Origin of the sequence: Actinomadura madurae (assembly GCF_047130825.1) — a bacterium.
GTDB lineage: Bacteria > Actinomycetota > Actinomycetes > Streptosporangiales > Streptosporangiaceae > Spirillospora > Spirillospora madurae.
In genome coordinates, this window is the sequence record NZ_CP083237.1 from 10,243,170 (window position 1) to 10,256,295 (window position 13,126).

Here is a 13,126-nt window from a genome sequence, read left to right on the forward strand (position 1 = left end):
TTCTCCATGTCTCTACCGGTTGAGCATCCAGTGGCTGAAGGCCACGTAGTTGGCGGCGAACTCCTCCGGCGTCGCGGAGTCCTCCACCGTCTTGGCCAGCTCGTTGACCTTTCGGTAGTGCGGGATCCGGTCCTGTTCGTACTCGGCCAGCGCGGCGGCCACCCCGCCGGACGAGGCGAGCAGCCGGGCCAGCAGCAGCGCGTCCTCGACGCCCAGCGACGCACCCGCCGTGATGTGCGGGGAGAGCGCGTGAGCGGAGTCGCCGGCGAGGACGACCCGCTGCGAGACCCACCGGGGCAGCGGCGGCACCAGCATGATCTGGTTGTGCAGCACCTGGTCGTCCGGCGTCGACGCGATCAGTTCGAGCAGGGCCGGATTCCAGCCCGTCGTGTCGAGGAACGCGGCACGTTCCGCGGCCTGCTCTTTCGGAGTGCCCCGCAGGGGATCGGCGTCGAACTGGTTGACCAGCCAGTACACGGTGCCGTCGACCGTGGGCACATATCCGCCGCGGGTGCGCTCTTCACCGAGCACGATGACGCTGCGGTCGACGGTGACGCCCGCCGGCGGCCGGACGACCGCGCGCCACGCGTGATGGCCCTTGTGCTCCACGGCGTCGCTGCCCGGAAGCAGCAGGGACCGGACGACCGAGTACGCGCCGTCGGCGCCGACGAGCACGTCCGCCTCGGCGGTCGTGCCGTCACCGAAACGGGCGGTCACGGCGGCGTCGGTCTCGTCGTAGCCGACCAGCCGCGAGTTCAGGCGGATGTCGTCCCGGCCCACCGCATCGGCGAGCAGGTCGTTCAGCTTGGCCCGGTGCACCAGAAGGTACCGGTGGTCGTCGTCGGAGAACCCGGAAGGCTGGATCAGTTCGCCCGCGTGGTTCCGGAAGTACATCTCCGCGGGCCGGCCGATGGCGCGCACCCGCTCGCCCAGCCCCAGCTCGTCGAAGACCGCCATCGCGTTCGCCCACAACCCGAGCCCCGCGCCGGCCGCCCGGATCTCCGGCGCCTGCTCGTGGATCACCGCCTCGATGCCCCGCCTGTGCAACGCGATCGCGGTGGTGAGCCCGATGATCCCGCCACCGGCAACAATTGCACGCACCTGTCGTACCTCCTGGAATGGCTGTGAATTCTCTACGTTTCCGCGCCGGGCGCGGGGCCGGCCGTCAGGCGAGCCGGGAGTGCGCGGTGGGCGCCAGACGCACGGTCACCGCTTCGCCGGCCATGAGTTCCCCGAGCCGAGGCCTGATCGCCGACTCGAAGAGCGGAACCCGGTGCACCCGCTCCACGATTTCTTCGCGTTCCGCATCGCTGCTGAACCTGCGGATCCAGACGAAGGCGTCTTCGTCGCCGGCATCGGTGAACGCTCCCGCGACGACCATTCCGCTCGCCTCGTGCAGCGGAATCACCTGCTCGTCCATCCACCGGGCCAGCTCCCTTCCGCGGCCCGGCACCGCCGTCTCACGGCGGATCTCGTAAAACAACCTAGGCTCCTTCACGTGCGATGCGGTAAAGGTCCGGATTTCCTTCCCACGGCGCGGTCCGTACGATCGTCCACCGCTGGATCACCCATTTCCCGTTCGTGTCGACCAGGTCCAGCTGCCAATAGCCCCGCATGGTGAGATGGTCGACCCCCGGGGTCGGGACATGGTGGTAGGCGACCATGTGCGCCCGGCATCGCGCGGTCGCGCCGGAAACCTCGATGAGGAGATTGGAGCTGGCGTGGTGCGTGCAGGCGAAGCCATCAATGATGGTGCGCGCCTTCGCGGTCATCTCGTCCGCCGTCAGTTCCTCGGCGGGTTCGCCGGACCGCCCGGTCAGGTCCAGCGTCATCCGATCCGCGAACAGATCCCGAAAACGCTCCCAGTCCTTGGAGTCCTGAGCATGCGCGAGATTGGCGACCACGTCGGTGATCCGAATACGGTCGAGCAGTGTCCCGGCCCCGTTCATGCCACCCCGCCGCGGGCGCGAACACGACGGGTCACCTCCATCGCGCCCGACATCACGAGGGCCAGCCCCAGCCCGACCAGGAAGGCCAGCAGCGCGTTCTCCTGGAAGAGCACGCCGCCGAGATAGCCCGTCAGGACGGTGTAGGCGCTCCAGGCGGTGCCTCCGACGGCGGTGAACAGGACATAGCGCCGGTAGTTGTAGCGCACCATTCCGGTGGTGACGGTCACCAGGTAGCGCCCGACCGGGATGAACCTGGTGCTCACCAGGACGAATCCGCCGCGCAGATCCAGGTGCCGGGAGATCCAGTCGTGCGTCGCGCGCCGTCTGGAGCCGTCCGGAAGCCGCTTCTGCACCCTGGCGCTCAGCCGCCGGCCGAGGGCGTACGGGATCTGGTCACCCAGAAAGGCGCCGACGGCCGTGGCGGCGATGACCAGGGCGAGGTTGGTGGAACCCGTGGCGGCGAAGACGCCGGCGATGATGATGACGGGCTCGCTCGGAATCAGCGGGAGGAACGAGTCCAGCAGGGACACGGACATGAGAATCAGATACAGCCACCAGGACGTCCCCATCGACTCGGTGAGCTCGACCCAGTCGATCATGAGACGAGCGGCATCTCGTCAACGGATCCACCGTGGGCCCGCGTGCGGCTCCAGAAGCTTGTCCTCATCGACTGGTCCTTTCCGTCTGTCTGGAAATTCGTGAAGTAGGCCATGAAATAGGCGTCAGGTGAGCGCTCGAACGAAGAGGACCGTGCCGATCGTCGTGCCGAATGTGACGATGAGCGCCTTCAAAAGGCGGCCGGGCATGCGCCGTGCCAGAATCGCCCCCGTGTAGCCGCCGACGACCGTCGCGGGAGCCAGAATCAGAACAGCGGGCCAGTTGACCGGGCCGAAGAGCGCGAATGTCAGGAGAGTGACGCCGCCGACGGTGACGGTGAGGACGTTCTTGACGGCGTTGATCCGGTTGAGCGTCTCGTCGAGCACCAGGGCCAGCGCGGCGACGTACATGACGCCCAGCGCGGCGCCGAAATAGCCCCCGTAGACGGCGCCGGCGAGGACGGCCACCTGCAGGGTGACCGTCCGGCGGCGGCGCCCGAGCGCACGCGGGTGACCGACCAGGCGGCGCAGGCGCTCCTGGAAGAACAGCGCCGCGGCCGCGCCGAGCACCAGGAACGGCACGATGAGCTCGAACGCGCGAGCGGGCGTGAGCAGCAGCAATGCGCATCCGGCCGCCGAACCGGCGACGCAGGCGGGCAGCACCGCCCGGATCCGCCCCCACTGCCCGGCCAGGTCGGCGCGGCTGCCCAGCACGCTGGAGACGTAGCCGGGAAAGACCGAGACCGAGTTCGTGACGTTCGCCTCGACCGAGGGGAGACCGGTCACGATCAGGCTGGGAAACGTGATCAGCGAGCCCCCGCCGGCCAGCGCGTTGATTCCGCCGGCGACCACGCCGGCGAGAATCAGCAGCAGTACGTGTCCAAGGTCCATGGGGTTTCCGCGATCCGTAGGAAGGTCTGGCCGGATGACTGTTCACGCCGACCGGCGGGCAGGCTGTGACTCTAATTCGGCCGGTCCGCGAACTCCAGTGCGCCTTGGTAAACCGACGATTTACCGCCGTGCAATCATTCGCCCGAGTGGAATGGCGATTGCCGCGTTGCGCCGGAAAAGTTATCGCCGGGGAAATTGGTGATGGTGGTGTTATGAGGGCAATTGAAAATCAGGAACCGGAACTGGAGTGCTCATCGGCGGCGATCTCCGTGACCGCTGCCCGCACCTGGTCTCGGAGCCAGGTGTGGGCCAGGTCGGAGTCGTAGCGCTGGTGCCAGGTGCAGTTGATCGGGGCCGCCGGGAAGGTGGCGGGCAAGGGCCTGCTGATCATGTTGAACGCCTCGACGAGGGGGCGGCTGACCAGCGCCGTCGTGGTGACCAGCAGGTCGCTCCGGCTGGCCACGTGCAGCGCCATGGTGCCGGTCGCCACGGCCGCGGACACGTTCCGGCGCAGGCCCTCCGCGGCGAGCACCTCGTCGATCGGCCCGGTCAGGCGGCCGCGCCGCGAAACGACTACATGCGGGTACGCGGCGTACGAGTGCAGATCGAGGTGCTCGCCGCAGGGGTGTCCGGCCCGCATGGCCACCACCAGGGGATCGGAGCCGAGCGTCTCGGAGCGAAACTCGGGCCGGTCCGGCCGGTCCTGGCTGAGTTCGACGTCGACGCGGCCGCGCCGCAGATCGTCGGTGTCCACGGAGTTCTCCGCGAGAATGCGGAGCCGCACGCCCGGGGCCTGCTCATGCACCCTGCGCAGCAGCGCCGGCGCCAGCGCAGCGCCGAGCCCGTCGTGGCACTGCAAGGTGAACGTGCGCTCCAGCTGTCCGAGGTCCAGCGTGCCGCTCGGCACGAGCACGTCATGGGCCTGGCCGAGCAACTGGCGCACATCGTCCCGGATCGCCATCGCATACGGCGTCGGAACCATCGTGCGCCCCGTCCGCACCAGGATGTCGTCGCCCGTCAGCTTCCGCAGCCGCCCCAGACTGCGGCTGACCGCCGGTGACGACAGATGCAGCCGCTCGGCCGCACCCATCACGCTGCCCTCCTCAAGGAGGGCATTGAGCACTACCAGCAGGTTCAGGTCTAGTTGCACCCAAGTAAACTATATGGTGGCAGTCTTCCACTCCTCGAAAGCGTTCCGCGGGAGCCGGGTCGTCACGGTGACGATTCCCCGGTCGCCGTCGACGGTGACGTGGTCGCCGGTCTGGATGATCTCCACGGGGTCCTGGTCGAGTTCGGAGACGGCCGGGACGCGGGTGACGACCGCCCCGAGCGCCGACTTGGTGGACAGCGTCGTGAACACCATCGCGAGCGGCGCCGTGCCGAGCAGCCGGGTGCTCTGGAAGAAGCCGGACCACCCCGAGGAGCCCTTGGCGCCCGGGAAGACCAGCACCTTGCCGGTGAAGCAGACCCCGAACAGTTCGTGACGGCGCTCGATCACCGTGCCCGTCGCGGGGTCGATGCCGCCCCAGCCCGAGATGGTCTCGTGCGAGACCAGGGCCTCCCCCTCGGCGAGGCCGGGGACGATGCCGCGGCCGTGGAGCTCGATGATCACGTCAGTTCTCCTCGCCAGGTTCCGGTGACGGCCGCGTCGACGCACTCCTCAAGGGTCCCGAACCATGCCTCGATGCCCAGGATCGCGGGCAGGTAGTGCGCCTGCTTGGCCGAGTCGGTGGCGAACACGCGCGTGCCCTCGGGGGCGGACCTGGACATCGCCGGACACGAGTCGGTCAGCAGCCGCCCGCCCGCCCTGCGAATGATCTCGGTGTAGCCGCTGCGATCGGCGACCTCGCGAAGCGCGCGCGGGGTCATCATCCACAGCTCGGTGCCCGCGTTCAGTTTCCTTCCGTCGAGCGCGCGGGCCGTCCGGGCGATCTGGTCGAGCGAGGCGTGCGGGCATCCGAGCAGGATGAAGTCGACGTCCGCGGACTCGCCCTGGTCGTTCAGGCTCCGGTAGACCTCGCGACGCTCGCGCTCGCCGTACACGATCTTCTCCGGGAGCGCCCGCCCGCCGAAGGCGGCCTCCGGCGTGGCCGCCTCGGGGGTGACGCCGGGGATGTGGTAGAGCTCCACGCCGCCCGACGAGGCCGTCGCCGCGCCGAAGTGCTTGAGGTCGCTCAGGTCGGGCCGGCGCAGGTCGCCGGTGAGGACCGGGCGGTTCTCCTGGACGGTCTCGCCGACGAAGTACCCGAACATCCCCCAGTCGAGGAACCCCTCGACCGGCACCGCGGACTCGATCAGGTGGGTGCCGTACCGGTTCTCCGGCAGGTGGTTCCCCCAGCAGGGGATCTTCCCCGTCAGGCCGGCCGCCCCGGTTGACGCGGTCCCTTCGCAGTTGGTCCTGGCCCCGAGGACGGAGTTGCAGTAGACCACCGCCGACGACTCCATCCAGGCGCAGTGCTCGCCGCGCACCGGGAGGTTCCCCACCTGGTACGGCGTGCACGTGGCGAGGATGTTGACGCCGTGCGCGCCGTAGAAGGACTCGGCGTCCCGCTGGAGCGCGACCATGTTCGCCGGGTACGGCGCCACCCCGAGCGCGTCCTCTCCGAACCCTTGCTGCAACTGGCAGGTGGGCACCCGCATGCGCGGGATCTCCACCTCGTCGTCGCTGTCCAGGTTGATCACCGAGAACGCCTTGTTCCACCCGCCCTCGCGCACCAGCCTGGCCTTCACCGGCGACGGCTGCGTCATGGTCCCGGCGACGTTGCGGATGTCGCAGAGGCCGTCGGCGCCCAGCGCCTCGCCGTACCGGACCAGGAGGTCCATCGCGGCGGCCACCGCCGGTCCCTCGGCACCGTCCAGCATCGCCTTCTCATCGTCCGCCAGCTTCACCGGCGCCTCCTAGCCATCGACATTCTCCTGGACGCGTTCGCGCAGCTCGGCGGGGTCGATCCGCTGGACGCCGCCGTCACCGGCGAGGTCGACCGCATGGGCGGCGGCGAACCCCATCGCCGCGCACGGGCCCATGACCCGGACGCTCGACAGCGCGGCGGCGTCGCCGTCGACGCACCGGCCGGCCGCGACCAGGTTGTGCGCGCCCACCGGGATCAGGCTCCGCAGCGGGACGTAGTGCACATGGTCCGCGTCGAACACCTCCCACACATACCCCTCCGCCCTGTCGTGCAGCTCGATGGGCCATGCCGTGCGGGCGACCGCGTCCTCGAAGCGGAACCCGGACCGGACCTCCTCCACCGAGAGCTGGTGGAGGGCGGCGATCCAGCGCGTCTGGCGGCGGCCGGGAAAGCCGTAACTGCGCACCTTGGCCTCGCCGAACGCCTTCGGGAACTCCCTGCGCATGAACTCCACGACGCGGTCGGCCTGAGCCCTGCCCTCGATCTGCGCGCTGGACGCCCGGACGGCCTCAAGCGGCGCCTCGACATGGGTCATGTTCATCACCGCGGTGTTCCGGCCGGGGAAGAAGAACGCCAGGCCGTCGCGCCGTACCAGGCCGTACTCCGTCGCCTTCTCCTCGATCCGGGCGACCAGCTCGTCCGGGTCGGGCCTGAACTCCTCGCGGAGGTTCTCCAGCCGGATCTGCTGCGAACCCCACACCGTGCGCTCGGGGATCCGGCAGGGCAGGCCCGCCTCCCAGGTGAGGGAGGCGTCTCCGCTCGCGTCGACGAAGCCGGTCGCGCGCACGCGGACGAGGCCGTGCCGGGTGGCGAAGGTGGTGGCGTCGATCCGGCCGCCGTCCGCCTCGACGTCGAGCACCGAGGCGCCGAGCACGACCTGGATCCCCAGCGACTGGACGAGGTTCTCCACCCACCGGCCGAGGACGACCTCGTCGTAGGCCACGGTCATCGTGTGGCCCCTGTTGAAGTGGACGTCGCCCGTCTTGGCCAGGTCCGCGAACATGGGGTCGAAGATCCCGTGGGTGAGCTGCCGGTACTCCGGGGCGTTGCCGTAGACGCCGCAGAACAGCCCGATGATCGAGTTCACGCACTGCCCGCCGAGGAGCGGGAGGGCGTCGGCGAGCACGACCGTCCGGCCGAGGCGGCGCGCCTCGACGGCGGCGGACAGGCCCGAGATGCCGGCCCCGACCACGCAGACGTCGGCGGTGAGGTCCTCGGTCGGGTTTCCGGCCGGCTTGGTGACGGTGTTGATCTTAAGCTCGGTGAGCTTGTGCGGCATTCCTTCTCCTGAGGGTCCTGGAGCGGCGCGGGCGGGACGGTCAGGGGCGTGACGTGGGGAGGTCGTTGCCGCGGAGGGTGGCGCCGAGGGGCAGCGGTTCGACCGATCGTGCGTAGACGGAGAGCCATCCGGAGCTGTCCCCGGGGACCCTGTGCCGTTCCCGTCCGGCGTACCGCCGTGCCAGCTCCCGCTCGTCGACGAGCAGGTCGACGCGGCGGACGTCCAGGTCGATCGCGATCCGGTCGCCGTCGGCGACCACCCCGAGCGGCCCCGGCAGCGCGCCCTCGGGGGAGACCTCGCCGACCACGATGCCCTTGTTGACGAGCCCGGACAGCTGCCCGTCGGTCACCACCGAGACCTGCCCGGTCAGGCCGGCGCCGTCGAGCGCGAAGACGGTCTGCGAGGCCATGCCCATGCCGGGGGTGCCCACCGGGCCGAGCCCGCGCAGCACCAGGACGTCGCCGGGCCGTACCTCCCCGCCCTCGATGCCGGCGATCGCCGACGGGGCGTCGTCGAAGACGCGGGCGGGGCCCTCGAACGTCGCGGGCCGGTCCTCGGTCACCGACAGCTTGACGATGGCCGTGTCGGGCGCGAGCGAGCCGCGCACGACCACGACGGTCGGATGGCCGGCCCGCGGGTCGCGCAGCGGCCGGATGACCCGTTCGTCCCGCACCGTCGCGCGCGCCGTCCGGGCGGCCATCGTCTCCCCGGTGACCGTGACCGCGTCGCCGGCGAGGGCGCCGCCGAGCTGCTTGAGGACGGCCAGCGCGCCGCCGGCGTCCTCGAACTCCTCGATGGAGTCCTCGCCGTTGGGGCGGACGGCGGACAGCGGCCTGATCGTCCCGGCGTACTCCTCGAACAGCCGGTAGACGTCGACCCCGCTGCCGGCCTCGCGGGCGATCGCCTGGAGGTGCTTGACGCAGTTGATCGAACCGCTGATCGCGAGCACCGACATCACCGCGTTCGCGAACGCCGCCGGCGTCATGATCGTGCGGGGCCGGCGGTCCTCGCGGACCGCGCCGACGATCGCCTCGCCACTCGCCTCGACGGCCCGCCACATCGTCTCGCCGTTCGCCCGTGCGGGCGTCGTGCCGGGCAGCGTCATGCCGAGCGCCTCGGCGACGACGTGCATGGAGTTGGCGGTGCCCATCCCGGTGCACACGCCCGGTCCGGTGATCGCGCGTGCGCTCATCTCGCACAGGCCGTCGTAGGTGATGCCGCCGAACTTCAGACTTCCCGCGCGCAGGAAGACCTCCTCGATGTCCACCCGCTCGCCCGTGTCGAGCCGTCCGCAGCTCTGGTAGCCGCAGGCGACGACCAGGGCCGGAACGTCGGTCCGGGCCGCCGCCATGAGCTGGCCGGGGGTCGTCTTGTCGCATGAGGCCAGGCAGACCATGCCGTCCAGCCGGGCGCCCTCGACGACGGCCTCGATGTCGGCGGCGAGCAGGTCCCGGCTCGACAGGACGTGGCCGCCGGCGCGGCCGGCGCTCATGATGAAGTCCGTCGGCGCGACGGTGCGGATCTCGAACGCCACGCCGCCCGCCGCCTCGACCGACCGCTTCACCGCGGCGGCGATGGGGTCGAGATGGCTGAAGCACGGGGCGAGCCCCGACGAGGAGTTCACGATCGCGATCTTGGGCTTGTCCAGGTCCGCGTCGGTCAGCCCGAGCGCGCGCCACTGCGCGCGCCGGGTGGCCCAGCGCGGGCTGCCGTCCGGGACCTCGCTGCGCAGCCGCCGGGTCACCGGTTCACCTCCTGCCGGCCGTAGACCGATTCGTGCCACGGGATGAAGAACCGCTTCAGGCCGTTGACGACGAAGTAGAGCAGCAGCCCCAGCACCGACAGCAGGATGATCGTCGCGAACAGGGCGGGGGCGTCCAGCTCGTTGAGCGTCCGCACCACCAGGTACCCCAGGCCCTCGCTGCCGCCGAGGTACTCGCCGACGATCGTGCCGATGATCGCGAAGACGATGCCGACCTCCATGCCGGCGAAGACGTACGGCATGGTGCTCTTCAGCTCCAGGTGGGTGAAGGTCTGCCACCGGCTCGCGTTGAGGCTGCGCATGACCTCGCGCTGGCCGCTCTCCACCGAGCGGACCCCCAGCTGCACGTTGAGCATGATCGGGAAGAACGCGAGCATCGCGGCCATGATCACCTTGGAGGTCATCCCGAATCCGAACCAGATCACGAACAGCGGGATCAGCGCGACCTTGGGGACGACCTGGGAGGCCACGATCACCGGCCGCAGGCTGAGCTCCAGCCAGGGCACCTTGCCGAGCACGACCCCCACCGCGACGCCCGTCACCAGCGCGATCAGGAACCCGCCGATGGTCTCGGTCGCGGTGGTCCGCGCGTGCCCCCAGGTCGCCGGGTCCCCGACCACGGTCCGCAAGCTCTCGAAGACCTTCGCCGGAGGCGGCAGCACCAGCTCGGAGATGCCGGAGGCGCGGACGAACAGCTCCCAGGCACCGAAGAAGGCGAGCAGGATGAGCGGCGTGCTGAGCCAGGGCAGCATCCTCCGGCTCCTGGATCGTTCCCTGCCCATCCCTATTCCTCCTCGTCCAGCGCGTGGCGCAGGCCCCGCACGATCGCGCCGAACTCCGGCTCGGTCTGCACGTCGATGCCGCGCGGCCGTTCGAAGCCGACCGGCGTGATCTGCCGGATCCGGCCGGGCCGCGGCGTCAGATGGACCACCCGGTCGCCCAGGAAGACCGCCTCGGTGATGTCGTGCGTGACGAAGACGACGGTGGCGTCGGTGGCCAGCGCGATGCGCTGGAGTTCGAGGTTCATCCGCTCCCGGGTGAGCGCGTCGAGCGCGCCGAACGGCTCGTCCATCAGCAGCAGCTTCGGCCCGGTGCTCAGCGCCCGGGCGATCGCGGCCCGCTGGCGCATCCCCCCGGACAGCTCCCGGGGGTAGGACGACTCGAACCCGGCGAGGCCGACCAGCTCGGCCAGCTCATGGGCCCGGTCCCGCCGTTCCCGCCTGCCGGCCCCGCGCAGCCGCAGCGGGAGCGAGATGTTGTCGGCGACCGAGTACCACGGGAACAGGTTGGCCTCCTGGAACACCACGCCGAGCTGGGACACCACGGAGGAGTCCACGCGGGAGCCGTGCCACAGCGGGCTGCCCTCGACGAGGATCTCGCCCGTGGACGGCCCGAGCAGGCCGGCCAGCATGCGCAGCAGCGTCGTCTTGCCGCACCCGGAGCGTCCGATCACCGACACGAACTCGCCGTCGCTGATCGTCAGGTCGATGCCGGACAGGGCCTGCGTGGTGGTCCGCCTGCTCCGGAACTCCTTGCCGATCCCGATCAGCTCCAGCTTGGCCGCCGTCCCCGTCTTCCCTTCCGGGGACGAGCCCGGCGGCGCTTCGGCCCGGCTCTCCCCGAGCGTCCTGGCGCTGTGCCTGGTCATCCGCTTCCTCCAGTCGATCTGGTTCACGTCTTGGGCAGGAGGCCGTTGTCGAACCAGCTGGGGGCATCGCCGCCGGGTTTGGCGACGCCGGCGGACGTGAGCTCCTTGTATCCGGCCGTCCACACGGCCTTGTCCGTGACGAGCAGCGGCTTGCTCGGATCCCCGCCGGTCCAGGAGTTCCGCAGCATGGTCAAGCTGGCCTTGGCGACCTTGTCGTCGTTGAGGGAGGCGAAGGAGTACTCGTCGCGCAGCTTCTTGACGGTCTCGTCGAGCGACTGGTCGGCCACCATCGCCGCCACCGCGTCGTGGATCCCGGCCATGAACGACGTGAGGGTCTGCGCGTCCTTCGTGGCGGCGTCCTTCGTCGTGACATAGACCTGCTGGTCGGACTTGACGTACTTGCCGGGATCGAACAGGCCGACGTCGGAGTTCTTGGACGTCAGGAGGTTGGCGGTGTCGACGCTGACCACGTAGCCGACGATGCGGCCCTGTTCCACCAGATTGAACGTTCCAGGGGTGAGGCCGACGACCTGCCGCTTGGTCTGCTTCGGGTCGATCCCGGCGCTGGCGAGCACCAGCGACACCACCTTGTCGCTCGTCCCGCCCTCGGAGGGGACGCCCATCGTCTGGCCGACGAAGTCCTGCGGCTTGGCCAGCGGATGTCTCTTCTTGCTGTACACGAAGCGCAAGGACGAGCCGCGGCTGAGCGTGCCGATGTTGACCAGCGGCTGGCCGGTGTCGGCGACCGCGGTCATCACGTCGATCTGGCCCACACGCGTGATGGGGGAGATGCCGGCCAGGAGCGTCTGCATGGCCTGGGGCGATCCCTTGACCGGCTGCAGCTTCACGTCCAGGCCGTGCTTGGCGAAGTGGCCGCCCGCGACCGCGAGCAGTTCGGGCGCGAGCGACAGCGTCTCCAGCGGCAGATAGCTCAGGAACGTGGTCTTCTTGCCGCCGCTCGAACCGGCGGCGCCCGAACCGCACCCCGCCAGCAGGGGAGCGCCTGCCGCGGCGACGGCCATCATGAGGAACGATCGGCGGTCGAGGGCGGATGAGGTGAACTCGGTTACGGGCACGAACCCCTCCTAAGTCCGATCTGGCCAGGTCACACCCCCCGGCCGACGGACTGAGGGTCGCTCCCCATCGCCGCGGCGACTACCCGCCTTTCCGCATATCGGAAGAGGAGTGTGGACCGGTCCGGCCCCGGGGCGCTCCCAGCGCCCGCGAGATCCCCCGAGCGCTGGCCTGGACCAGATGCGGCACGCTCGGGCCGTTGAACTCCTCGTAGGGCAGGATGAGCGAGAGGGCCGCGACGACGCCGCCGGCGGGGCCATGGATCGGCGCGGCCACCGAGGAGTACTTCGGGTTGATCTGCCGGTCGCTGATCGCGTACCCGGACCGCCGGACGCCGGCGAGCAGCCTGCGCAGCTCGCCGGCGCTCGTGCAGGTGTGCGGGGTGTACCTCGCGAGCGGCCCGCCGATGACCTGTTCTTGCATGTCCAGCGGGGCGTGCGCGAGCAGCACCAGCCCGACCGCGGTGGCGTGCATCGCGTAGCGCCCGCCCACGCGGGGCCGGTCGCCGGCCACCTCGGGGCTGACGAACCGCTCGACGAACACGACCTGGTCCTGCTCCCGCACGGCGAGGTGCACGCCGCGGTGCGTCGTCTCGAAGAGATCCTGCATGAACGGCAGAGCGACGCGCTGCAGGCCCACGGACCGCGGCGCGAGAGAGGCCGCCTCCCACAGCCGCAGCCCGATCCGGTAGGCACCGGAGTCGTCGCGTTCGAGCGCGCCCCACTCGTGCAGTTCCCCCACGATGCGATGGGTGGTGGTGAGCGGGACGCCGGACCGCCGGCTGATCTCCGAGAGGCTCAGCCCGTCCGCGGCGTCCTCGAAGACGTCCAGGATGCGCAGCGCACGGCGGAGAACGGACCGACGCTCCTTCGGCATCCTCACCGCCTCGTCCGCTGCCCGGCTCGCGATCGCCTCACCACGTCTGAGCAGGTCAGAGGACTGGTTCTGGGGGGGCGGCCCAGCCGGACCGTCATTGTAGGCCACACCACCAGCACCGCGCCGTGCCCGGCCCAGACGT

At 70.2% G+C, this 13,126-nt stretch carries 14 protein-coding genes; all 14 read right to left on the reverse strand.

What is annotated here, in order from left to right:
* Positions 1–12: 12 nt before the first annotated feature.
* The gene (locus K8Z49_RS48070; RefSeq protein ID WP_075020081.1) at positions 13–1,101 is read right to left on the reverse strand and encodes an FAD-dependent monooxygenase; all 1,089 of its coding nucleotides are present in this window, start codon (positions 1,099–1,101) and stop codon (positions 13–15) included.
* A 64-nt stretch (positions 1,102–1,165) separates the two neighbouring features.
* Positions 1,166–1,420, reverse strand: a complete 255-nt coding sequence (locus K8Z49_RS48075; protein ID WP_412517217.1) for a hypothetical protein — start codon at positions 1,418–1,420, stop codon at positions 1,166–1,168.
* A gap of 64 nt (positions 1,421–1,484) precedes the next feature.
* On the reverse strand, positions 1,485–1,949 hold the full coding sequence (locus tag K8Z49_RS48080) for a nuclear transport factor 2 family protein (RefSeq protein WP_075020083.1): 465 nt from the start codon (positions 1,947–1,949) through the stop codon (positions 1,485–1,487).
* On the reverse strand, positions 1,946–2,548 hold the full coding sequence (locus tag K8Z49_RS48085) for a DedA family protein (protein WP_021594725.1): 603 nt from the start codon (positions 2,546–2,548) through the stop codon (positions 1,946–1,948). Before K8Z49_RS48085 ends, K8Z49_RS48080 begins: the two co-directional genes overlap by 4 nt.
* A gap of 123 nt (positions 2,549–2,671) precedes the next feature.
* Positions 2,672–3,436 (reverse strand): sulfite exporter TauE/SafE family protein, encoded by a 765-nt coding sequence (locus tag K8Z49_RS48090; RefSeq protein WP_111833221.1) that lies wholly within the window; start codon positions 3,434–3,436, stop codon positions 2,672–2,674.
* Between the two features lie 229 nt (positions 3,437–3,665).
* Positions 3,666–4,586, reverse strand: a complete 921-nt coding sequence (locus tag K8Z49_RS48095; RefSeq protein ID WP_412517218.1) for a LysR family transcriptional regulator — start codon at positions 4,584–4,586, stop codon at positions 3,666–3,668.
* A gap of 9 nt (positions 4,587–4,595) precedes the next feature.
* Positions 4,596–5,048 carry an aconitase X swivel domain-containing protein gene (locus K8Z49_RS48100; protein ID WP_021593038.1) on the reverse strand — a complete coding sequence of 151 codons (453 nt, stop codon included), beginning with the start codon at positions 5,046–5,048 and terminating at the stop codon, positions 4,596–4,598.
* A complete protein-coding gene (locus K8Z49_RS48105; RefSeq protein ID WP_412517219.1) occupies positions 5,045–6,325 on the reverse strand; it encodes an aconitase X in 1,281 nt (426 codons plus the stop codon). Before K8Z49_RS48105 ends, K8Z49_RS48100 begins: the two co-directional genes overlap by 4 nt.
* Positions 6,326–6,334: 9 nt before the next feature.
* Positions 6,335–7,624: an FAD-dependent oxidoreductase gene (locus K8Z49_RS48110; RefSeq protein WP_021593040.1), complete on the reverse strand. Its 1,290-nt coding sequence runs from the start codon at positions 7,622–7,624 to the stop codon at positions 6,335–6,337.
* Between the two features lie 40 nt (positions 7,625–7,664).
* A complete protein-coding gene (locus K8Z49_RS48115; protein ID WP_021593041.1) occupies positions 7,665–9,368 on the reverse strand; it encodes a dihydroxy-acid dehydratase in 1,704 nt (567 codons plus the stop codon).
* The gene (locus K8Z49_RS48120; protein ID WP_021593042.1) at positions 9,365–10,138 is read right to left on the reverse strand and encodes an ABC transporter permease; all 774 of its coding nucleotides are present in this window, start codon (positions 10,136–10,138) and stop codon (positions 9,365–9,367) included. Before K8Z49_RS48120 ends, K8Z49_RS48115 begins: the two co-directional genes overlap by 4 nt.
* Positions 10,139–10,170: 32 nt before the next feature.
* Positions 10,171–11,034, reverse strand: coding sequence for an ABC transporter ATP-binding protein (locus K8Z49_RS48125; RefSeq protein WP_024935677.1), 864 nt, complete (start codon positions 11,032–11,034; stop codon positions 10,171–10,173).
* Positions 11,035–11,057: 23 nt separating this feature from the next.
* Positions 11,058–12,110, reverse strand: coding sequence for an ABC transporter substrate-binding protein (locus tag K8Z49_RS48130; RefSeq protein WP_218163569.1), 1,053 nt, complete (start codon positions 12,108–12,110; stop codon positions 11,058–11,060).
* 79 nt (positions 12,111–12,189) lie between these two features.
* Positions 12,190–12,984, reverse strand: coding sequence for an IclR family transcriptional regulator (locus K8Z49_RS48135; RefSeq protein WP_021593045.1), 795 nt, complete (start codon positions 12,982–12,984; stop codon positions 12,190–12,192).
* Positions 12,985–13,126: the final 142 nt, after the last annotated feature.

Bases quoted from the DNA above. Each gene is read 5' to 3' on its own strand.
- K8Z49_RS48075 (WP_412517217.1), bottom strand. From the start codon at position 1,420: ATGGACGAGCAGGTGATTCCGCTGCACGAGGCGAGCGGAATGGTCGTC.
- K8Z49_RS48080 (WP_075020083.1), bottom strand. From the start codon at position 1,949: ATGAACGGGGCCGGGACACTGCTCGACCGTATTCGGATCACCGACGTG.
- K8Z49_RS48085 (WP_021594725.1), bottom strand. From the start codon at position 2,548: ATGATCGACTGGGTCGAGCTCACCGAGTCGATGGGGACGTCCTGGTGG.
- K8Z49_RS48090 (WP_111833221.1), bottom strand. From the start codon at position 3,436: ATGGACCTTGGACACGTACTGCTGCTGATTCTCGCCGGCGTGGTCGCC.
- K8Z49_RS48110 (WP_021593040.1), bottom strand. From the start codon at position 7,624: ATGCCGCACAAGCTCACCGAGCTTAAGATCAACACCGTCACCAAGCCG.
- K8Z49_RS48120 (WP_021593042.1), bottom strand. From the start codon at position 10,138: ATGCTGCCCTGGCTCAGCACGCCGCTCATCCTGCTCGCCTTCTTCGGT.
- K8Z49_RS48125 (WP_024935677.1), bottom strand. From the start codon at position 11,034: ATGACCAGGCACAGCGCCAGGACGCTCGGGGAGAGCCGGGCCGAAGCG.
- K8Z49_RS48135 (WP_021593045.1), bottom strand. From the start codon at position 12,984: ATGCCGAAGGAGCGTCGGTCCGTTCTCCGCCGTGCGCTGCGCATCCTG.